14 protein-coding genes are annotated in these 23,006 nt (G+C 53.2%); 1 reads left to right on the forward strand and 13 read right to left on the reverse strand.

The genetic code is table 11. The annotated features are described in order from the left end of the window. Positions 1-100: 100 nt before the first annotated feature. The 3 genes from PJDR2_RS23570 to ald form a co-directional block, all read right to left on the reverse strand. Entirely contained in the window at positions 101-6,607 is a 6,507-nt protein-coding gene (locus PJDR2_RS23570) for an S-layer homology domain-containing protein (RefSeq protein ID WP_015846234.1), read from the reverse strand. Positions 6,608-6,644: 37 nt separating this feature from the next. Next, positions 6,645-7,835 carry a HupE/UreJ family protein gene (locus tag PJDR2_RS32095; RefSeq protein WP_015846235.1) on the reverse strand — a complete coding sequence of 397 codons (1,191 nt, stop codon included), beginning with the start codon at positions 7,833-7,835 and terminating at the stop codon, positions 6,645-6,647. Between the two features lie 671 nt (positions 7,836-8,506). Beyond that, on the reverse strand, positions 8,507-9,634 hold the full coding sequence (ald, locus tag PJDR2_RS23580; protein ID WP_015846236.1) for an alanine dehydrogenase: 1,128 nt from the start codon (positions 9,632-9,634) through the stop codon (positions 8,507-8,509). Between the two features lie 133 nt (positions 9,635-9,767). On the opposite strand from ald, the gene PJDR2_RS23585 reads away from it, so the two are divergent. Then, positions 9,768-11,381, forward strand: a complete 1,614-nt coding sequence (locus tag PJDR2_RS23585; protein WP_015846237.1) for a PucR family transcriptional regulator — start codon at positions 9,768-9,770, stop codon at positions 11,379-11,381. Here PJDR2_RS23585 and PJDR2_RS23590 read toward each other — a convergent pair whose 3' ends face one another. The 10 genes from PJDR2_RS23590 to PJDR2_RS23635 all read right to left on the reverse strand — a co-directional run bounded on the left by PJDR2_RS23590 (position 11,382) and on the right by PJDR2_RS23635 (position 22,558). After that, positions 11,382-11,612: a hypothetical protein gene (locus PJDR2_RS23590; protein WP_015846238.1), complete on the reverse strand. Its 231-nt coding sequence runs from the start codon at positions 11,610-11,612 to the stop codon at positions 11,382-11,384. It abuts the gene before it with no gap. Between the two features lie 40 nt (positions 11,613-11,652). Then, a complete protein-coding gene (hydA, locus tag PJDR2_RS23595) occupies positions 11,653-13,041 on the reverse strand; it encodes a dihydropyrimidinase (protein WP_015846239.1) in 1,389 nt (462 codons plus the stop codon). Positions 13,042-13,044: 3 nt separating this feature from the next. Further along, the gene (gene preA, locus PJDR2_RS23600) at positions 13,045-14,349 is read right to left on the reverse strand and encodes an NAD-dependent dihydropyrimidine dehydrogenase subunit PreA (protein WP_015846240.1); all 1,305 of its coding nucleotides are present in this window, start codon (positions 14,347-14,349) and stop codon (positions 13,045-13,047) included. A 26-nt stretch (positions 14,350-14,375) separates the two neighbouring features. Beyond that, positions 14,376-15,731, reverse strand: a complete 1,356-nt coding sequence (locus PJDR2_RS23605) for an NAD(P)-dependent oxidoreductase (protein WP_015846241.1) — start codon at positions 15,729-15,731, stop codon at positions 14,376-14,378. Between the two features lie 29 nt (positions 15,732-15,760). Next, positions 15,761-16,642: a nitrilase-related carbon-nitrogen hydrolase gene (locus PJDR2_RS23610; RefSeq protein ID WP_015846242.1), complete on the reverse strand. Its 882-nt coding sequence runs from the start codon at positions 16,640-16,642 to the stop codon at positions 15,761-15,763. Continuing rightward, the gene (locus PJDR2_RS23615; protein ID WP_015846243.1) at positions 16,635-17,909 is read right to left on the reverse strand and encodes a M20 family metallo-hydrolase; all 1,275 of its coding nucleotides are present in this window, start codon (positions 17,907-17,909) and stop codon (positions 16,635-16,637) included. Before PJDR2_RS23615 ends, PJDR2_RS23610 begins: the two co-directional genes overlap by 8 nt. 914 nt (positions 17,910-18,823) lie before the next feature. Further along, entirely contained in the window at positions 18,824-19,882 is a 1,059-nt protein-coding gene (locus PJDR2_RS23620; RefSeq protein ID WP_015846244.1) for an ABC transporter substrate-binding protein, read from the reverse strand. Between the two features lie 65 nt (positions 19,883-19,947). Continuing rightward, positions 19,948-20,844 carry an ABC transporter permease gene (locus tag PJDR2_RS23625; protein ID WP_015846245.1) on the reverse strand — a complete coding sequence of 299 codons (897 nt, stop codon included), beginning with the start codon at positions 20,842-20,844 and terminating at the stop codon, positions 19,948-19,950. Then, positions 20,841-21,653: an ABC transporter permease gene (locus PJDR2_RS23630; protein WP_049790076.1), complete on the reverse strand. Its 813-nt coding sequence runs from the start codon at positions 21,651-21,653 to the stop codon at positions 20,841-20,843. Before PJDR2_RS23630 ends, PJDR2_RS23625 begins: the two co-directional genes overlap by 4 nt. 101 nt (positions 21,654-21,754) lie before the next feature. Continuing rightward, entirely contained in the window at positions 21,755-22,558 is an 804-nt protein-coding gene (locus PJDR2_RS23635) for an ABC transporter ATP-binding protein (RefSeq protein WP_015846247.1), read from the reverse strand. Positions 22,559-23,006: the final 448 nt, after the last annotated feature.

Below are 23,006 nucleotides of genomic sequence, written 5' to 3' on the forward strand. Positions count from 1 at the left end.
AGAAAACAACTCCTATTCCTTAATCCTGCTCACCATACTACCATATAAAGCCAAAAAAACAGCCCCCGTCTTAGACGAGGGGCTGGCTTATAAAGTTACTTTAAATAAAATCCACGTACTCGAGCAGTCGCTTCAGCATAACGGTTGCTTCCGCGCGGGTCGCTTTGCTGCCCGGAGCAAAATTGCCGCCCGTCTTGCCTTCGATAATCTTCGCTTCAACCGCTTGCGCTACTGCCTGCTTCGCCCAAGCTTCAATAGAAGCTTTATCCTTGAAGACATTCAGCTGCGAGGCAGCGCCGGCTGGCTGTTTGCCTGCAAAGACGAGAGCACGGGAGATCATAACCGCCATCTCTTCGCGGGTGATCGAAGCATTCGGCTTGAAGCTATTGCCATCGTAGCCTTTTACAATACCTGCTTTCACCGCTGCGCCTACCGCGCCCGCGAACCAATTCTTGCTGCTTACATCCTTGAAGGATGCCGCTGCTTGATCTTCGGAGATACCAAGCGCACGGACAACCATAGCCGCAAATTCAGCACGCGTTACAACGGCGTTAGGAGCAAACTTCGTATTGCTGGTGCCTTTGACAATTAGCTTGGACGCCATCAGTTCAATATCCGCCTTCGCCCAATGCTTGCTCAGGTCGCTGAAGGTCTTGTTCAGCTGCGCAACCGCATAAATGCTGTTGCCATTGCGTTGAATGGTTACAATCGTATGCCCGTTCACTTTCTTGAAGGTTGCCGGTACGAATGTAAACGCGCCAGTCGCCTCGTTATACATCACGGCTGTGGAATGCGAAGCATCCAAAGTCTGATTGATGTCGAGCGTACGGGATACGTATGTCTTGCCGAAATCATGAATTTCTTTAGTATTGCCGTTGGCTTGAAGGATGACGCTAAACTCAACCGGAGTACCAATCAGCTTAACGCCGGCTTTAGCTGCCTTGTCCTTCATCGTGCCCGACAATGTGCTGTCCGCTTGATTAATCTTGATTACGATCGAAGCGTCAGTGCCAATTGTCGTTGGCAGGTTAAGAGCGCGAATCGGCAGATCATAGCTTGCGTTGCCCATGACAACCGAAATCGTCAGATTTGGTGCTTGCTTGAGCGCGTCCAGCAGCACTCGAGCCGGCAGTTCCGCGCTTACGGCTTGCTTGGAATCTGCTTTAATGGTAACCGTCTGGCCTTTTTGTCCCGCAATCATTTTGATCGCTTCGTTCAAAGATTTAGCCGATACGGTTAACGTTTGACCGGCTGTTGTGCCGTCAATGCTGACTCCGTTGTCTGTTTGCTCCGGTTTCTTCCCACCGTTACCGGATCCGCCAGGCACTTCCACAGGCGGCAGGGTTGTACCGGTATCGCCATTGGAACCTGTGTTAAAGCTCCAAATGTCGGACAATGTCTTGCCAGAGTAAGCATCTTCGGCTGCCGCATACCATTGGTATTTGGTATTCGCCTTCAAGCCGCTCCACTTCACGGACGCCTGTTCTCCGCTTGTTACCTGATCTACCTTGCCGATCGGCTGATCGGAGTAGACGTTAACGCCCATGTAGTCCGTCGAAACCTCTTTCACCTGCGGTTTCAAATCAACATCGAGCGTAAACTCTTCTTGTTTAGTCGCATCGCTTGGATCGTAGAAGTTATAGTCGTCCATGTACGGCGAGTACGTTTTTACATACATCTTGCTATTCGCGATATCGAACTGCAGCAGCTTGATATAGCCTTGACCGCCTTCCGGACCGCCTTGGTAGTCGGACAGCATTTGATAAACCTTGCGGTCTGTCTTGCCGTCGCCATTGTCATCCAGTTCGCTTACGAGAAGCTTGGAGTCATGGTAATGGCCGGAAAGGACGGCAAATACGTTTTTGTTCTTTTGCACGACTTCTTCAAAAATCTTATCCGCAATCGGGGCACGGTTGCCGGATACAAGCAGGAATTCATGGAAGTTCAGAATCGCTTTGCGGTCCGGATATTTCGCCAGCACCTCGTTCATCCAATCGATATCCGAATCGCGGATACCCCAGCCCATGTATACCATAATAAAGTCGTTGCCGTTCGAGGATACGAGGTCATAGTGACCGCGGTTGTTATCCAGGGAACCGCCGTAAGTCGGTTGATCCTTGAACCGGTCTTCCCCGAAGTAGTTCCAGTAGTAATCGTAAGCGCCAAGCTGATGGTCAACGTCATGGTTACCGGCAAGCACGCCATAAGGAACGTTGGCGTCTTCCAGCACCTTCATGTCTGCGGAAGCACGCTTCCATTGGAATTCTTGATCCGCGTCGTCGACAATGTCGCCGGTATGGATCACGTATTTGATTTTGTTCTTCTCTTTATTGTCGGCAATCCAATTCACGACATCCTCGTAGATATGCGGATAGCTTTCCGAGTAATACTGCGTATCGGACATCCAGGCAAACGAGAAATCATAGTTTTCCTGCGATACCGGAAGCTCGTCCTGCACCATTACCTGAAGCGTATTATTATCCGCGTATTCGCCAGCCGTAACCCATGCGCCAAGCGTAAAGTCTGTTGCGCCAGCTACTTTGTAATCGACGCTAATCCATTGTTGTTTGGACGGGCTCCATACATACATGCTGACTTTACGGCCTTCCAGCGATTTGCCCTTCCAGCTCAATTCAATCTGATCCGTATTCTTCACGGAAGGATCAAGCTGTACCTGGAACCGCTGATAAGGGAATTGATCCGTGGAGTCATCGGTCAGGTATTTACCGTCAGCGGCGCTGATCAGCGCATAATCTTCCGCGCTCATCGCTTGTTCACCCGCAGGAGCTACTTCCTTCGGAGGTTCGACATCCGCTGCATTGCGGAAGCCCTGGAAGCCGTCCTTATTTGCTCCGTCATACTTAAATCCGCGGTAGAAGGAAACATCCATCTTGTCATTTGTAGGATCCTTTACCTTCACAGCCAGAACCGGATTGCTGCCGGTACCGGAAGCGCCATTAGCAGGAGAGACCAGCTCCGGCTTAAGCGGATTCTCGTCCGGTACGGAGAAGGTAACTTCCTTCACCGCAACATTGCCGACTTTATCCGTTGCCTGAACCTTGAATACATGCTCTCCGCCCGTAAAATCCTTGGATGCCGTTGCATACGGGATTGTGATTGGCGTCTCGTCGAGCCACACCTGCACTTTATCCACGCCGGACAACGCATCGTTAGTGGTAGCGTTAATGGTGAAAGCACCACGGTACTCTTTTCCTTCTTGAAGAGTCGTTGTGATCGTTGGCGCCGTATTATCCACTTTCACAACGGCAGCTTTCTCACCGTACTCGGAATGGCTCACTTTTACCGTATGATCACCATCGGTCAGCTTAGTTGTATCAAGCGCGTAAGCCTTCGATGCAAGCAGCTCATCCGGAATAACAAAGTTGAAGTCCATAACCGGGAATTTACCGCTGCTGTCGCCCATCGAGATAACGGTATCCCGGTTTTTGTAACGCTCGTCGAAAATTTCCGTACCGTCCGCGAATACAAGCCTTACGTTACGTACGGTAAAATCATCCTTGTTCTCTTCCGGACGGTCATCAAACGGCGATGCCTTAGTACCTGCACGGATGGAGATAACGTTGCTTCCGCCCTTCAGGCGTTCCGCCGCGATTGGTACCGTCAGCGTTGTATAGGTGTTGATCGGATCCAGGAAGATCGACAGAATTTCGTCTCCCATCGTCACGCCGTTCTTGAAGTAGTAGTTAACGCCATTCGCTTCGAAAGCGAAGTAGGCATCCTGCTCAACCGCGCTGTACGTTCCTTCCGTCGCTTCGTTCCGGTCAACGGACAAGTGAAGCTCGGAAGCCGGCGCGTTCTCCGCAGTTGCCTTCACTACCTTCGTTCCGGCAAGGAAATCGCCGTCCTTCACGTTAAGGCGCAGATCGGAATGGTCCGTATTTCCAGTCACATTCGTACGATACTTCTCCGATGTCACTTCGTTCTGGCCGTCCGAGATTACATAGTAATACTCGATGTAATCGCGTCCGATCAGCTCCGGCGAGTAGATCGTGTAGTGATACAGCGTATCGTCGAAGCTTTCCGCCAGGTAACGCTTTGTATATTGCGTATCCAGGTTGCTCTTGTAATAAAGAGCTACGGATTTAACCTTGTTCTCGTCATTTGCTTCCGCAACGATCGAGAGGTTTTTCGATTTGTCGATTTCCGGCGTATTCGTCAAATCCTTGTAAGTAGGGCTTGTTGTATCAACCGGTGTCTTAACCGTAATAATCGGCACCTGAACCGGAGCTACGGTACCCGGCGTTGCCGCTTCCGTACCTGCGCTGTATTTGATCATCTGCGTGCTGCCGGCCTGCGAATATTTGTAGAAAATCCCTTTGTTCGCGACAGTCTCTGCGTCCGTATCGTAATAAACGGCCGAGGTTTCCGTCTTCGTATTCGTCGCGATAACAATGCCGCGTCCGCCGCCGTTAGCCATGCCGTCGCTGTACATCTTGACGATATCCGTGCCTTCTACAAGGTTACTTCCATAATTGGCGTTGAAATCGGCAACCGTTTTTTGCTTGTTCTGGCTGTTGATGACCCAGAATACCAGCGTCTTTTTCGAAGGAATAAGCAGGTCCTCCGAATCCGTTGGCCAGACCACGTCGGCATCCGGTCCCGAAGCGGTGTAACGGTATTGAATTTTATAGTCTTTAAAGTTAACGGTTTTATCCGTATTGTTGTAGATCTCGACAAACTCGTAGCCGTCCGCCGTGCCTACGTTTGTGGAGTCCGGAACAATCTCGGTCACCATCAGAGGAGGAAGCTTCGAGAAATCTACGTTGCCAAGCTCAATCGTTACCGTGTAGGTGTTCGATTTGACCGTATCGATCCCGTCGTTAGCTTGAATATAGTATTGCAGCTGGGAATCGGTGAAAGCTTCCTTCGGAATGTTCGCCGAGAATACATTGTTCTCTCCCGCCGACATCGGCAAGGAGGCGTAGTCCGCTGCATCGCCTACTTTGTAGAACAACGATGCTGTTACGGCGTCGCTGTCCGGGTCAGCGATGGTTGCTTGCACCATCAGATCGTTATCGATGCTGCCCGAGACAGGTGCCGTATGCTCGATAACCGGCAGCTTATTAACGGCAGGAGCCGGCTGCTCCGGAAGCAAAGCCGCTTCTACCGTGCCAGGAGTTGCGGCAGTGACGCCTGCGCTGAACAGCTTCATCTGATTCGTGCCGTCAACCGGATATTGATAGAAAATGCCTTTGTCCGCTACCGTCTGCGCATCGTTCTCGTAGAACGCTTCGGCAATTTCCTTGCCGGTCTTCGACGCGAGTACGATTTTGCGCTGGCCGCCGTTGGCCATGCCGCCGCCGCCATCGATGCGGAACAGATTCGTATTCTCTACCAGGGTTGTATGATAGTTGGCGTTGAAATCATCCGCTTTCAGCTCATTGTTTACGCCGTTCATAACCCAGAACACCACATTGCCAAGCGGAGGAATAACAGCCGTGCTTGGCAGCTCCCATACAGCGTCCGCTGTCGCGGAGTTTGTGTAACGATAGATCAGCTTATACTCGCTCAGCGAGATCGGACGTGTCGTATTGTTGTACACCTCTACGAACTCGTAAGCATCGGAACCCGACAGGTTTGCACTGTCCGGTACAAGCTCCGTAATAAGCATGGGAGGCACCTTCGAGTAGTCGAAGTTATGCTGCTCAATGGCAACCGTATAAGTGGAAGACTTTACATGGTTAACCGCGTCAGCAGCTTCAATATAGTACTGCAGCTCGGTTGCCGTAAGAGAAGCCTTTGGAATAACCGCGGAAAAATCCGAGCCTCCCGTATTCGTCATCGGTACCGAGGTAAACGTTGCGTCGGACGAGTTCTTATAAAAGACCGCCGCCGTAGCCGTATCATCGGCATCCGTAATTTGCGCCGTAATAGCAAGGTCTTGTTCACTGCTTCCCTCCGTTACCGGGGAATGAGTGATAACCGGAGCCTGGTTAACCGGGCCCTCAGGGAATTGGTAGTGAACCGCAGGAATTTGTCCCTGTGCCAGTGTGCCTGGAGTTGGGGCCGACTTCACTGCAAATTTGTCGGTTTGCACGCCACCTGCTGCCGGCAGCAGGTAGTGGTCGCCGAGACCGGCGCCAACATCGGTGGAGGCTGTATAGCTGGAACTCGAAATTTCGGTTCCTTGGCTGTTTTTAATGACAACCCCGCGGTCAGCCGTATTAGAGAAGCCATTAAAGCCCGTAACCTGGACGATCTGGCTGTCCGTCAAGCTTACGCCGTATTTGGCATTAAAATCGGTGAGAACAAAGTTTTTTGGATTGTACCAGAACACCATGACCTGCTCCGGATCCAACGTCTTTTCGCCAAAGCTGAACGTTGCATCCGGAGAAGCCGTTGGGTCCGGATAACGGTACAGGAATGTATAATCGTTCAAACGAATGGTTTTGTTCGAGTTATTGTATACTTCGAAAAACTCGTAATCATCCGTACCCGCAACGTCGGGATGAATTTCGGAGACAAACAGCTCCGGTACGGTATTTTCGTCTGCAGCCGCAACAACGCCTACAGAGGACAACAAGCCCATCATCATGCTTGCCAGTAGAACGCTAGAGATCCATTTCTTGTATCTCTTGCTTAACATAATAGGAAACACTTCCTTCTGATTAGTATGTAGCTTGTTACATCGTGAAGTCTGAGATCAGGCGTTCGATCAGCCAATATAGTCCCATTAAACCAACCACCGAGGAGGTCGCATACGTCCACCAGATCTGACGGTTGCTTGTGCTTGTAATCAGCTTCCGAATTACCCACAGAATCGGAATGACAATCGCCAGTACAACGAGCTGGCCGATCTCAACGCCAAGATTGAAGGAGAAGAGCGGCAGGGCAATGTTGCCCGACATCGTTCCGTGCAAAATCTCCGCAAAGCCAAAGCCATGCACCATCCCGAACGTCACCGTGACGGCAATCTGCTTGCCCTTCAGCTGCGGGAATCTTTTGCGGAACATCGTCTCAAAAGCTACGAATACGATACTTAACGCAATAAGAGGCTCCACGATAAGCGGCGACAACGACGCTAGATCCATCGCGGATAGAACCAATGTGATGCTGTGTCCAACCGTAAAGGCCGAGACCAGCTTCAGCATCGTCCAGCCGCTTGTGCCCGAGGCAAGGATTAACCCGCAGAGGAACAACATATGATCGGCGCCCGACCAGATATGCTCCATCCCCATCGTCACGTAATCTTTCAGCACGCTTGTCCACGAGGAAGAAGTGGTCAACGGCTTCGACCCAGCATCATCTAGAGCGGCACCAGAATCGGAGCTTGCCGCATCCGTTCCATGGTAGCCTTCCATCTGCAAAATGTTGTTCGAACTGTTTATCACTTGCACGATAGACTGCTTCCCCATCCGGATCGTTGCATAGCTGCGGTGATCGGGGTTTGTTCCGTCATAAAAGTTATATTGAACCATGTACCGGTCGACAGGCTCGGCAAAATCATAGTTGATGTCGATCTCGATCATCGGCACTTTTGCTTTTTCCGTCTGTTTGGCTGCGAGTACAACTCCCGTGCCAACCTTGTTATTGCCCGTAACGATAAGCCTGTCGTGAACGAGTGCCGTAAGCGCATCATTTTCACTGGACAGCTCGTCTTCGGAAAGCTTGCCGTCACCGTTGCCATCAAGCTGCGGCATAGCTTCGAGCAGTTCCCTCTCCAGCAAGAACAAGTTGTATTCCAGATTCTTATCCTTAACGGTAATATCCGAAAAACCCGTCGAGCTGAAATGCGCTTCGGCCGTTCCGCCCATTACTGTCAACAGAACCCATAAAGCGGCCAGTATAACCCCAGCTTTTTTGTGTAATTTCACATGCGTCTCCCTTCTCCCTAGTGCTTGGCTTCCTGCTTCTCTCTATCTGTCGAATGCTGGACATACTTAGCGATTATAGTTTTGAAGTGTTTGAAGAACGTAAATGATAGATTAAGAAATTATTGAGAATGAGGAAAATAGTAGAAAAGAGTTTCCTAGACGCCTGCCCAGCAGGCATCGTCCCTAGATCATGCTGGGAGATGGCGATTGCTGAGCCTTCGCTGGGCATTCGGAAATAAGCCGCTGGAATGGGGAATCCCTCTCAAGCGGGCAGGTGACGACGCCGGGTTATTGGTGGAACCTTAAGGTTCCTTAGGGACCTTAAGAGCTTTCTTCTTGCCCGTGCGAGCCGGGTTAAGGTCCCTCAGGGACCTTAACCTCATGAAATCAGCCAAACATGCGGCGATGCCAGGCTATTCGCGGATCCTTAAGGTCCCTACCGACAGCTGATAGGTTGATTTCAGCCTTTCGCAGCTGGATTCGCTGCTTTTGCTAGCCTGAAAGGTTTCTTTTAGCCTTTCAAGAGCCATTCTGCTAATCCGGAGGCCTGTCGGACAAGCTCTAAGGCTGTTTTCAGCCTTTCAGCCGCCGGAATCCACGCAGGCGGGGCAGCTCTCTTAGGCAAAAAAAAGAACCCCCGCAGGCTGGCATCCAGCTTTGCGGGGGTTCTCTCAAGCGATCGAAGAGCTTAACAGATCGCGCACCTTGGTATAGCTCATCTGATGAGCCGCGGCGACGGCTTCATGAGTGATAAAGCCGTCCATGGCGTTTACGCCGCGCCGGATCGGCTCGCTGCCGGCAAGCGTATCGCGGACGCCGCGGTCGGCCAGCGCCAGCATATACGGCAGCGTGGCGTTTGTTAGTGCCGCCGTTGCCGTATATGGCACGGCGCCCGGCATGTTGGCGACGGCGTAATGAAGGACGCCAAACCGCTCGAATACCGGCTCGGCATGCGTCGTAATCCGGTTAATCGTCTCCACGCTGCCGCCCTGGTCAATCGCGACATCCACGATAACCGAGCCTGCCGGCATGGCACGGACCATGTCCTCCGTTACAAGCTTTGGCGCACGGGCGCCGGGAATCAGCACGGCTCCAATCACAAGATCCGATTCAGCGACTGCCTCGGCGATTTGCCGGGAATGCGAAGCGAGTGTCTGTATCCGGCCGCCGAACCGATCCTCCAGCGCCCGCAGCCTATCGGCATCGCGGTCTATAATGGATACGTCGGCGCCAAGACCAAGCGCGATCTGCGCAGCGCCTGTCCCTACTACGCCGCCGCCGATAATGGTGACGCGGCCTTTCCGCACGCCGGGAACGCCGCCCAGCAGAATACCTCTTCCCCCATGCGCCTTCTCCAGAAATTGAGCTCCGACCTGGGCTGCCATCCTTCCGGCTATATCGCTCATCGGGGTGAGAAGCGGCAGCTGGCCGCTGGACAGCTGAACGGTCTCGTATGCGATCGCCGTCACCTTATGCTGCGCCAATGCCTCTGTCAGCTCCCGCTCCGCAGCCAGATGCAAATACGTAAACAGCACCAGCCCTTCACGGAAGTGCCGGTACTCTTCCTTCAGCGGCTCCTTCACCTTCACGACCATATCCCTGGACCAAGCATCATCCGCAACCGCTACAACTATAGCCCCAGCCGACTGATACTGTTCATCCGGGAACCCGGATGCCGCCCCCGCTTCCGTCTCTACAAACACGCGATGTCCATGCTTTACTAACTCATAAACGCCGCCGGGCGTTAGAGCAACGCGGTGCTCCGCGCTTTTTCTCTCTTTCGGAACGCCAATTTCCATATACGCTCCCTCCCTTTTCTCCTATCCGCCTGCCACTATGCGTTACGTTGCCTGCGAAATCTATCCTCTTGTATAATGATGAGAAACTAGAATCAGTTTCCCTCACAATTCCACGTTAGGGCGGTGAAGGTCCATGGTTGAAACGTTGATGCAGCTAACCGTTAGAGACATCCTGCAGCGCCCTCTGTTTCAGAAGGCTGAGACGATCGCAAGCGAAGAAGCGCTGAATCGCACCGTACGATGGGTCCACATTATGGAAGTTACCCAGATTGGCAAGCTTCTAAGCGGCAATGAGCTGATCCTGTCCACCGGCATCGGCTGGCATGACGACGAGGAGCTAAGCCTATCCTTCCTTCGGCAGCTTATCGATTCCGGAGCCTCTGGCCTCTGTATCGAACTAGGCACCTACACCAAAAAGCCATCCGATGCCATGATCGAGCTGGCGGAGCGAGAGAACTTTCCTCTCCTTTTTTTCCACGAGGAGGTTCGTTATATCGACATTACCCAAGATCTGCACGCCTACTTCATCCATCAGCATCACCGCATGGTCTATGAGCTTGAAGCGCTCTCCACCAAGCTGAACCAGCTATTGCTCTCCGGCAAAGGCATTATGCCGCTGCTTAAGCTTCTCCACCACACGACCGGTACCCAAGTCGCTTTTTTTCCGTTAAATGCCGAAGCAGAGTTTATTCCGCATATGCCCAAAGCCAAAGCAGACAGCTTCTACGAGCAATGGATTTACGGCGAAATGTTTGCCACCCCTGACCTGAAGCGCGGACTCGCGCACCGCCCGATTCTTGCCCTTGACCATCTATTTGCCGATTTGCTGCTGCAGTCCGAGCAGGAGTTGAGCGAATTCCAGGTTCTAGCCCTCGACCGCTGCGCTACCGCTATCGCCCAAGAAATGATGCGTACCAAATATATGGAGGAGAGACGGCGCTACAAGGATGAAATGTGGGTAACGGATTGGCTGAGCGGCAAGCATGCCGAGAAGGAAGTGCGGGAGTATATCAGCTCGATCAGGCCCGCCGCCAAGCTTTACGGCTTAACCGTTTGCATATTCCGCTTGAACCTGAAGCTGGCGGAGTGGAAGGAAGGCGAAGAGCTGCTTATTCAGAAAAACATGGTTGCCCGCGCCATCTTCGAAGGCGAAGGCTACTTCCTTCTCCCCGCCATTTTGCATGATCATATCGTCTTTGTACTAATCGATCAGATGAAGCAGCTCAAGTGGAAGGATCGCCTCCTCCGCGCCATTGACCGTCTAAGAAAAACTGAGCACAACCCGGATTCGGCCCTATTTGCCGGAACGCTGGGCATCGGCAAATACTTGACCGATCTGTCCCGCGCCAAGGAAGGCTACGAGTCCGCGCAAGAGACGGTTGCGATTCAGACGGATATCGGGCCGCTGAGCTCGCCTTTTTTCAATGACCTGCACACGTACCGGATCATATCGGGTCTCAAGAAGACCGGCATGCTGCCCGCCCTCATCGAGGAATATATCGGCCCGCTCGCGCGGTACGATCAGGAGAAAAACGGGCAGCTGCTCAAAACGCTGAAGGTGTTCCTCTCCCTGTCCGGCTCCAAGCAGGATACGGCAAAAGAGTTGTTTATCGTCCGTCAGACGCTTTATCATCGGCTCGAGAAAATAGCATCGCTGTTAGGCGATGACTACCTCGTTGCAGATAAACGGCTGGCCATTGAGCTCGCATTAAATGCGTATGAATACACCTATGGGGCGATTCCCTAATTACCCTGCATCATTCCAACCGGAGGAAGCCAGCTGCTTCACCACCAGATTGGACATATATTTCCGGGCATCCGCGGAGAGCAGCTGCAGCACCGCGCTCTCCCCGCCGGGATGAACAAGTTCTATGGTTGCCCCGCTCAAATTCTCCACTACGCTATGAATTCTGAACTGCCTGCCGATATAAGCATCCAGCTTTTGCTTCTCTTCCATAAACTCCCGGTAAGCCGACATAAGTAAGCACCTCCGTTGAGTGGTCTTCCGGCCCGCATCCCTATCCCTGCTTATATGTCGCGCGCTTCAGGAATTGCCCCTTGCCCGCTTCCCCTACAAAAGCTTGATTCCGAATCACAAACTCGCCTCGCGACAATACGCTTTCCGGCACGCCGCTCACGCGAAGCCCTTCAAACGGGTTGTAATCGACGTTCATATGATGAGTCTCCGCCGATAACGTTCTATCCGCTGTTGGGTCAAAAATAACGATATCCGCGTCGCTGCCAACGGCAATCGTCCCTTTGCGCGGGAATAAGCCAAACAGCTTGGCGTTACGGGTAGCGACAATCTCTACGAATTGGTTCAGCGTCAGCTTGCCTTTCGCGACTCCCTCCGAGTATAGGATGGAGAAACGATCCTCAATGACCGGACCCCCGTTTGGAATTTTGCTGAAATCGCCCTTCCCCAAATCCTTTTGCCCTTTGAAGTTGAAGGAGCATTGATCGGAGCCTAGCGTTTGCAGGGAACCCGTAATAAGCGCATTCCAGAGCACCTCTTGATGGCTCTTCTCGCGGAGAGGCGGAGACCATACATACTTGGCTCCTTCAAAATCCGGCAGCGCGAGGTACGACTGATCGAGCACCAGATACTGCGGGCAGGTCTCGCCCCACACATCTACCCCGCGGGTTCTTGCCTCGCGGATCGCCTTCACCGCTTCCGCGCAGGTGACATGCACGACATACAGCCTTGCACCCGTGAGCTCGGCAAGAGCCGCCGCGCGAGCCGTTGCTTCGCCTTCGATAGCGGAAGGCCGGGTCAGCGCATGGTAGATCGGGTCCGTATTCCCTTCGGCAAGCGCCTTCTCCACCAGAAACTCGATGACATCGCCGTTCTCGGCATGCACCATCACCATGGCGCCAAGCTCCTTGGCCGATAACATGGTCCGGTATAACGTGCCGTCATCGGCTTGGAACACGTTTTTATACGCCATAAACACCTTAAACGAAGTAATCCCTTCGTCCTTCACGATGAAAGGCAGCTCCGCCAGCACGGCGTCATTGATCTCGCTGATCATCAGATGGAAGCTGTAGTCGATCACGGCTTTGCCCCCGGCTTTCGCATGCCATTTCTGAAGCGACTCGCTTAGCGGCTTTCCCTTGTCCGTCAGGCAAAAATCGATAATCGTTGTGGTCCCGCCAAATGCCGCGGCTCTTGTCCCCGTCTCGAAATCATCGGCCGTCACCGTCCCGCCAAACGGCATATCCAGATGGGTATGCGGGTCTACGCCGCCAGGAAACACGTATTTCCCGGTTGCATCAACGATCTCCGCTTCCTCTGCCGAAAGGCCAAGACCAATCTGCTTGATAACGCCGTCCTCAATAAGAACATCAGCCCGATACGTATCCGCGGCGGTTACTATCGTGCCGTTTCGTATGATTTTCGCAGCCATCGCTTATACCGCCTCCTTGCTCGCGCCACCTGGCGCTTGATTGGAATCGCCGACTGAAGCGACCGCCTTCTGGCGCGCATTCCAGGACATCGGCAGCTCGCCGGAAGGAATCTCAACCATAGAGATCGCACCTTCCACCGGACAAACGATCGAGCAAAGATTGCAGCCTACGCAATCCTCTTCCCGCACCTTGAGGTAAGCACGGCCGTCGTCCGTTGTCAGGCGTTCAATACATTGATGCGACGTATCCTCGCAGGCAATATGGCACTTATTGCAGACGATGCAATTCTCCTCGTGAATCCGGGCAACAACCTGATAGTTCAGATCAAGATCGCCCCAATCGGAGTATCGGGAAACGGATTTGCCAATCAGCTCTGTAACGGAGGATAAGCCTTTGTCATCCAGGTAGTTGTTCAGCCCGTCGATCATATCCTCCACGATGCTGAAGCCGTGATGCATGGCCGCTGTACACACCTGCACCCCGGTAGCTCCCATAAGCATAAACTCGACCGCATCCCGCCAATTGGAGACGCCTCCAATTCCCGAGATCGGTACATTGACCTGAGCGTTACGCGCGCATTCCGCCACCATATTCAGCGCGATGGGCTTTACCGCCGGACCGCAATACCCGCCATGAGCACCTTTGCCGCCAACATGCGGAATCGTGTTCCAGGTGTCGAGATCCACGCCAGCCAGAGAGTTGATCGTATTGATAAGCGAGATCGCATCCGCGCCGCCGCGAACGGCCGCTTTGGCGGTAGCCGTAATATCCGTAATGTTAGGCGTCAGCTTCACGATGACCGGCGTCTTTGCCGCCTCCTTCGCCCACATCGTTTGCGCTTCAACCAGATCCGGCTGCTGGCCGGAGGCCGAGCCCATGCCGCGCTCCGCCATGCCATGCGGACAGCCGAAGTTCAGCTCCAGTCCGTCGACGCCTACGGCCTCGACTTTTTTTACAATTTCATGCCACTTCTCCCGCTTCGGCTCCACCATAAGGGACACCACGACGGCATGGTTCGGAAACCGTTTCTTCGTCTCGTAAATCTCCTTCAAATTCACTTCAAGCGGCCGGTCCGTAATCAGCTCGATATTGTTAAAGCCCGCCACGCGCTGACCGTTAAAATGCACGGCCGCAAACCTCGACGAAGTGTTGATAATCGGATCCCCAAGGGTCTTCCATACCGCTCCGCCCCAACCCGCCTCGAAAGCCCGCTGCACCTGGTAGCCCGTATTCGTTGGCGGCGCCGACGCTAACCAGAACGGATTCGGCGAGGATATGCCCGCCAGATTGATACGCAAATCAGCCATCGCGTTTCCCCTCCTAAAAAATATGATTACGCCGTCTCCCCCTGCTCCTTCACCAGCTGCCGATAGATGGCATACGCGGCTTTCTTGCCCTGCTGCGCCGCCGATACAACCATCGCTTCCCCTTGGCCGTCGCCAAAAATAACATCGCCAGCCGCATACACCTGCGGATCGGACGTTTGGAACGTAACCGGATCAATCGCTACGATTCCGCGTTTATGCGAGAGACCAAGCTGCTCGACCAGGCCGATATGACGCGTTTGACCAATGGCAAGAACAACCGCATCCACATCCATAAAAAACTCCGAGCCTTCCACCGGCACCGGCCGGATCCGGCCACCGCTCTCTTCAAGCTTCATCAACGTGCATTCGAGCGCCGTTACATTGCCCGCCGAATCTCCAACGATCCGCTTTGGCGCGGTCAGCCATTTGAACATGACGCCGTCCTGCTTCGCAAAATCGAATTCGAAATCGTAAGCCGTCATCTCTACGGAAGTCCGGCGGTAGACAATCGTCACCTCGTCCGCTCCGAGCCGAACCGAACAGGTCGCCGCGTCAATAGCGGTATTGCCGGCACCGATAACGGCAACCTTTTTTCCCGCAATATCCGTACGAATGGACGATTTGGTCGATTCTACGAATTCGATAGCGTCATAGACGCCTCGGAGACCTTCGCCCCCGATGCCCAGCTTCGGCACCTTGGACATGCCGATGGCCAGGACAATCGCATCGTACTGCTGCTTTAATTCCTCGACGCTGATATCGATCCCAACCTTCACGCCCGTTCGGATCTCTACGCCAAGCTGCTTGACCTGCTCTACTTCCCAGAGCGAGATTTCCTGCGGCAGCCGGAACGAGACAATGCCATGCGTATCAAGGCCGCCTGCCTGCTCCTTCGCTTCGAACACCGTGACCGCAAAGCCGAACCGGGCAAGCTCCCTGGCCGCCGACAAGCCTGCAGGACCACCTCCGATAACGGCGGCTTTTTTCCCGTTGCTGCTTCCTGCCTTGAACAATACCTGCTCGTTGCGGATTGCCCAATCGGTCGCGTAACGCTGCAGATCCCCGATCATAATCGGCTTGGACGAATGGTTAAGCACGCAGGCCCCTTCGCATAGCTCCTCCGTCGGGCATACCCGCGAGCAGCTTGCGCCAACGGGATTCGCCTCCATAATGGCGCGGGCGGAGCCTTTCATGTTGCCGGAGGCGATCTTTTTGATAAAGGACGGAATGTTGATGCCCGTCGGACAAGCCTTAATGCACGGGGCATCATAGCAATACAGGCAGCGGTTCGACTCCTCGATCGCCTCCTTGGGCTTCATTCCGGCTTTCACCTCGGCAAAATTACGCCGCAAAGATTCCGCGGATATAAACGTTGCAGCCATCCGTTCATCCCCCTTTCCCATAGCGCTTATTATAGGTTTATGATGCTGTCGTACGTTTCCGGCCTGCGGTCCCGATAAAACTGCCAAATATTCCGCACCTCGCGGATCAGCTCTTTATCCATGACGCCAATTACAACCTCATCCTGATTCCGGCTGCCGATAGCCACAATCGAGCCGCGCGGGTCAACCAAATAAGACTGTCCGTAAAACTCTCCCATATTCCAAGGCGCCTCGTACCCGACCCGATTGATAGCCGCCACGTAATAGCCGTTCGCCACCGCATGAGCCGGCTGTTCCAGCTTCCATAGGTATTCCGAAGTGCCCGCTACCGTCGCGGAAGGATTAAAAACAATCTCCGCCCCGTTCAGCCCAAGCGCACGCGCCCCTTCCGGGAAATGCCGATCATAGCAGATGTATACGCCAACCTTCGCGTAAGCCGTATCAAATACCGGATAACCTACATTGCCCGGCTTAAAATAATACTTCTCCCAAAAGCCGCATCCCCCGTCGCCTGCCGCTACATGCGGAATGTGATGCTTGCGGTATTTGCCGAGGTAAGCGCCGTCCGCGTCAATAACCGCTGCGGAGTTATAGTAATTCGCAATGCCGTCACGCTCATATATAGGAAGCACAATAACGACGCCTAGCTCCCGGGCGAGCTCCCGGAACAGCTTTGTAGTCGGCCCGTTAGGAATTTCCTCAGCGGCGTCATACCATTTGGTTACCTGCTCCGCACAGAAATACGGTCCGTAGAAGATCTCCTGCAGCGAGATAATCCGAGCGCCTTTGGCAGCGGCTTCGCGTACAAGACGGATATGCTTTTCAATCGCCGCCTTCTTGTGCGCCTCTACCGGCTCATCGCCATGTACGTCATGAGATGCCTGGACTAATCCAATCGTTACCTTACTCATCGCTTCTCCTCCCGATTCCGCTCGCAATACGTATAGCCGACCGGTACAGCAGCTCCGTTCCCAAAGCTATATCCTCCGGAGAAGAATACTCCTTGGGGTTATGGCTGATGCCGTCCTTGCACCGGACAAAAATCATGCTGTAATCCGTCACGTAAGACATCGTCAGCGAATCGTGGAACGGCCCGCTCATCAGCTCAGGCAGCTTCATCCCCATGCCGGACGCTTCCTTCCGCAAGATGTCCTTCATCCATTCCGCGCAATACCGCGGTTCGCTGTTCGTATCCTCCCGGATCAGATACTGCAGGTCATGCTCATCGCAGATGTCCTGAATGGTATCCAGCAGCTGCTGCTCCCGCTCGTTCCGGCGGGAGAGAACGATATCCCGGAGGTCAACCGTAAACGTCACCTTTTCCGGGATGATGTTGCGGGAATCCGGAAACACCGACAGCGAGCCTACTGTTCCAACTGTTGAAGCCCCGTCCTCCAGACGGGCGAGGTCGTTAAGAGCAACAATCACCTTTGCCGCGCCAACCAGCGCGTCCCTCCTCATCGGCATGGGCACCGAGCCCGCATGTCCTGCAAAGCCGTTCAGCTCAACCGTCCACCAGAGCGGGCCGGAAATGCCGGTTACGATGCCAATCGGCGAATCCAGCGATTCAAGCACCGGCCCTTGTTCAATATGAAGCTCCAGGAACGCGCCGATCCTTCCCGCCTCAAACGCATATCCTTCAAACTCTGCCGGGTCGCAGCCGAACTCCAGCAAGGCTTCCCGGCGAGTTACGCCATTCTTGTCTGTCCGGTCAAGCTCCCCTTCCTCGAGCTTGCCCGTCATGCCGCGGACGCCAAATAATCCTTTGTTGAAGCGGCAGCCCTCTTCATCGCAAAAGGCGACCACCTCAATGTCCATTTCGGGTGTGAAACCTTTTTCAGCCATCGTCTGGACCGCTTCAATCGCTCCAAGAACGCCGATAGCCCCATCATACCGTCCGCCATAGGGCTGGGAATCGACATGGGAGCCTAGCATAAGGACCGGAAGCTCCGGATGTTTTCCTCTGAATACGCCTATCAGATTGCCAAAAGGATCTATTCTTGCGGTCATTCCCGCTGCTTCCATCCAGCTCTTCACCTGCTCTACTCCCGCTCTATCTTCCTTCGACAAAGCCAGCCGGCATACGCCGGTCTCCCCAATCCTTCCGATCTGCGCCAGCTCCTCGGTATGCCGGTTCAGCCGTTCTGCATTAATCGTAGCGTTGAGCTCCACACCCATGTCCCGTTCCCTCCCGTCCAAGTCTCCGATGACATATAAGTATGTACGAGATTTGAATTTATACGGCTAGTCAGAACACCATCCCTCGAACTCTGGCAACTAAGCGCGGCGTTAAGGTCCCTTAGGGACCTTAATTGTTACTCACATGCTACTTATCAAGGCGGAATCCTGCCACTTTCAACGCGTTAAGGTCCTTTAGGGATCTTAACCATCCAACTCGACTGCTTTTTATCGTGTTTAAGGTCCCTCAGGGACCTTATTTCCTGCTCGCACGTTACTTTCAAGGCGGAATCCTGCCACTTTCAACGCGTTAAGGTCCCTCAGGGACCTTAACCGCCCAACTCGACTGCTTTTTATCGTGTTTAAGGTCCCTCAGGGACCTTATTTCCTTCTCGCACGTTACTTTCAAAGCGGAATCCTGCCACTTTCAACGCGTTAAGGTCCCTCAGGGACCTTAACCACCTAACTCGACTGCTTTTTATCGTGTTTAAGGTCCCTCAGGGACCTCATTTCCTGCTCGCACACTACTTTCAAGGTCAAATCCTGCCACTTTCAACGCGTTAAGGTCCCTCAGGGACCTTAACCATCCAACTCGACTGCTTTTTCTCGAGCTTAAGATCCCTTAGGACCTTAACTCCTGCTCACACGTTACTTTTAAGGCCGAACCCTGCCACTTTCAACGCGTTAAGGTCCCTCAGGGACCCTAACCACCTAACTCGACTGCTTTTTATCGTGTTTAAGGTCCCTGAGGGACCTCATTTCCTGCTCGCACGTTACTTTCAAGGCGGAACCCTGCCACTTTCAACGTGTTAAGGTCCTTTAGGGATCTTAACCACCTAACTCAACTGCTTTTTCTCGTGTTTAAGGTCCCTAGGAACCTTATGCATCTCCCCCACTACCTCGTATGTTATCCGCTAGCTTTTTTCCGCGTCCGCCAGAATCGTCTTGTCTATGGCTTTGCTTAAATCCGGCGCCGCCTTGATTAATCCGTATTTGAGCGAAATATCTACCGTCCGCTGCACGGCATCATCTACGAAGGAACCTACCTGGGCATCCGTGAACCCTTCCGGCTTCACAAGCTTCGCCATCTCCATCAGCATGGTGGACTGATGCTCCTTCGTTGTGCTGCCCTCTGTTACGGCCTTCATTACGATATCAACCGCTTCTTCCTGATTGGCAATGGCGTAGTTCCAGCCCTTCATTGTGGCGCGGATGGCCTTAACCGCGGTATCCCGGTTATTTTTCAGCCAATCCTCCTTCACCACCAGCGTATCCTCAAGCATCCCGACACCCGCATCCTCAAAGTCGTACACATATAAATCCTCCGGCTTCACGCCGCTCTCCAGCACGACATGGTACTCGTTGTAGATGGTAGAGATCGCTACATCCAGCTGCTTGTTGAAGAACTGGTCCATCGTAAAGCCCTGCTTCACCAGCTCCACATCCTTCTGCGGATCAAGGCCGTTCTTCTCCATGAAAGCAAGCACCTGGAACTGCTGGCTTCCCGTCCACATGCCTACCTTCTTTCCTTTCATCTTCGCCGGCGCATCAATCCCGGAAGCCTTGTCGGCAACAAACCGGTACGAGCTCTTCTGCAAGATCTGCGCCACCGAGACGAGCGGCAATCCGTTGTCCCGGTTCACCAACAGGCTGTCGAAGCTCGTTACGCCGATATCCGCCGCGCCGTTCACCACCTGCTGCTCGATAACGACATCCGGGCCGCCCGGTACAATCTCGACATCCAGACCTTCCTGCTCGTAGAAGCCTTTTTCCTTGGCGACGAAAATCCCCGCGAACTGGGCTTGAGGCACCCATTTCAGCTGGATTTTCACCTTCTTCAGAGGTTCGCTTGACTTGCCCTCGTTCGCCGAAGACTCCGATGGACCGTTATTGCCGCAGGCTGCGACCATAATCAACGCCATTGCCATCGTCAGCGAGGTTACGGCCTTAATGACCCGGTTTCTCTTTCTCATCTACCCCATCCTCTCCCTATCGCTATCTATTTGTAAGATGAAGACATCCCCTGATGCGTAAGAAGTTATTGCAGCTTGCGCCGGGCGGCATGCCATGGAATCGCGATTCTTTCCAGCAGCTGAATGAGATAATAGAGCGCGATGCCAAGCACGGCGGCGATAACAATGCAGGACCAGGCGATGGGCATATTGCCCAGCTTAATCTGATCGGATAGCAGAAAGCCCAGCCCTCTGGAGGAGATAAAAAACTCGCCAACTATCGCTCCTATAATGCCGGTTGCCATGTTGATCTTGAGCGCTGTAAATATGGCTGGCAGCGCAAGCTTGAACCGCAGCTTCAAAAAGATGACGAACCTTCCTGCCGCGTAGGCGTGCATAAGCTCCAGATAGGCGGGCTCGACGGAGCGCAGCCCCTTATAGGCGCTAACCGCCATCGTGGCCATCGTCATGATGGCGACAATCGCCATCTTGGAGGCGACACCGTCGCCAAACCAATTGTTCATAACCGGCGCGAGCGCAACGATTGGGACGGCGTTTAAAGCAGCTACTAAGGTGATGGCTCCTTTGCCCGCTTGCGTAATAAAAGACGCTGCAATGGCAGCGAGAAGGCCAATAGCGGAGCCAATTAGGCAGCCCCCAATCATTTCCGCGCCGGTATAGAGGGAGTAGTTCCAGAGGAGATCGCGGTTTGTCTGAATAGCCTTTCCGATGGCCGACGGAATCGGCAATTGATAAAGCTCCAGGTGAAACAGCTTGTGGAATCCTTTTAGCTGCCAGATGATCAGAAAGAGAAGGCCAAATCCGATTGGCAGCCAGAACGTGCTTCGGGATTGTTTTCGTATGGAGGTTGGAGTTAGTCTGCTCTTCCTCTCGTTTAGTCCCGCTGTAAGGTCTGCTGCTAATCTAGGCTGCGGGGGCGGGACAAGGGACTGCTCCGTATTGACGGCGGTCATCTCCTTCATCTTCCGCCTCCCCCTTGCGAACGAAATTCCGGCTGCCATGGAGTCAATAACCGTTCAGCCAGCGTGACTAGCAGGAACCAGATCAACCCGATGACAACGCTGACTAGAATCGTGGACCAGAACATATACACTTGCGAGCTGCCGTAGTAGAGAGAGCTGAGCATTAATACGCCAATGCCGTTTGGCGCTCCCATCAGCTCAACGATAATAGAAGCCGTAATCGCAAGAGGGGCGGACAGCTTAAGTCCGGCAAAAAGACCGGGAAGCGATGCCATCAGCCGCAGCTTGGTGTACGTCGTCCATGCAGAGGCTGCGTACGAGCGCATCAGGTCCTCCTGTTCAGGCTTGATGCTCTGAAGGCCGCGCAGCATATGAATAGCTACCGGAAAAAAGGTTACATATCCCGCCATCAGCACCCTCGACATCGCTGGATCGTGGATAATGCCGTACAGGATTGGAGCTAGGCCGATGATCGGAACCATCTGCGAAGCGATCATATAGGGAGATAAGGTTAACTCGATGGTTCTGGACAAGCTCATGATAATAGCAAGTGCAGTCCCTACTCCCGTCCCAATCAGGAAGCCCAGTATCGAGTTCCCGAAGGTAACCGCGCCTTGCTCGGCTAATGTAGACCAGTGCTTAATCAGGGCTTCAATGACAAGGTGAAGATAAGGGAGCTTGGAGGCCGGAGCCAGCACATGCGCAATATCGGCTAAGTACCAGGCCGCCGCTTCCCATAACACGAGAGCTCCCGCCACCCACATGGCAAGAATACCGCCTTGGCCGCTTTTTCTAAGCCATCCGCTCATCAACAATATCACTCTCCTAAAAAGAATTGCGAATGCAATTCTTGCTTCGTAAGCATTCACTTAAGAATTGCGAATGCAATTCTTGCTTCGTAAGCATTCACTTAAGAATTGCGAATGCAATTCTTATCTACTAACAGGCAACCCCTCACCTTGGCCGTCATCTCATGGAAATGCCCGGAATTGCGGATATGCTCGTAGCTGCCTTCCTCCCGTTCGACGTCCAGAATCGTATGGACTCGCCCGGGATGCGCCGACATGACGATAACCCGATCGGAGAGGAACACCGCTTCCGGAATGCTGTGAGTAACGAATACGATCGTTTTGTTGGTCTGCTTCTGAATGGCGAGCAGGTCAAGCTGCAGCTTCTCCTTCGTAAACTCATCCAAAGCGGAGAACGGTTCATCCATCAGCAGGATCGGCGGATCAAGCGCCAATGCTCTGGCAATCGCCACTCGTTGCTGCATGCCGCCGCTTAGCTGCCAAGGGTAATGATCCTTGAATTGGGTTAAGCCAACCATCTCGATCAGACGGCTTGATATAGCTGAATATTCAGACTTTTTAAGGCCAAGCACTTCCATCGGAAGCTCGATATTATCCTTCACCGTGCGCCATTCGAATAAGGTAGGGCTTTGAAATACAATTCCGAACTTTCTCTTTAACCGGACTTCCCGGGGCTCCTCTTCGCCGATTGTAATCCGTCCGCTTGTCGGCTGCAGCAGATCCGCGATTAACCGGAGCAATGTAGATTTACCGCAGCCCGAAGGCCCTAGCAGGGAGACGAATTCTTTCCGACGGATATCAAAGCTGACTTGCGAGAGCGCCGTCACCTCTCTGCCCTTCCGGCCAAATACCATCGATACATCGTCGATCCGTATCTCTATTTCCTTCTGACTCTCTTGTGACAAACTCCCAAGCCCCCTCGCTCCTGATGAAGATTGTTTATGTCATCCTTTTACCCGCCGCTTATGTTGTTATGTAATATTATATAACACGTAATTTGGATTACATTATACAAACTGTTTTATAAAATGGTCTAATCGTTGGACGTTATGTATAGAGGAGGTTTGATGTAGGTTAGATGATGTAAGGATGGAGTTACTATACTTGTGTGCTAACTGCCGTGACCTCTTCTCCCTTCGCTCCGCTACGTTGCACATTGTGGAGGATAATGGACATAAAACGCTCCAAGGCGAAAATTACGTTGCACGTATTACAGTATATTTTGCCTTAATAGGCCGCCCCGGCCCTCATTCTGCTCAATATCCTGCACAACGTACAATGTAGAACGAGTTACTGGGCTGTAGAGCCTCATTATGCTGTATTTCGTACAGTGTGGTGGACGGGAAAGAGGCA

The organism is Paenibacillus sp. JDR-2 (genome assembly GCF_000023585.1).
GTDB lineage: Bacteria > Bacillota > Bacilli > Paenibacillales > Paenibacillaceae > Pristimantibacillus.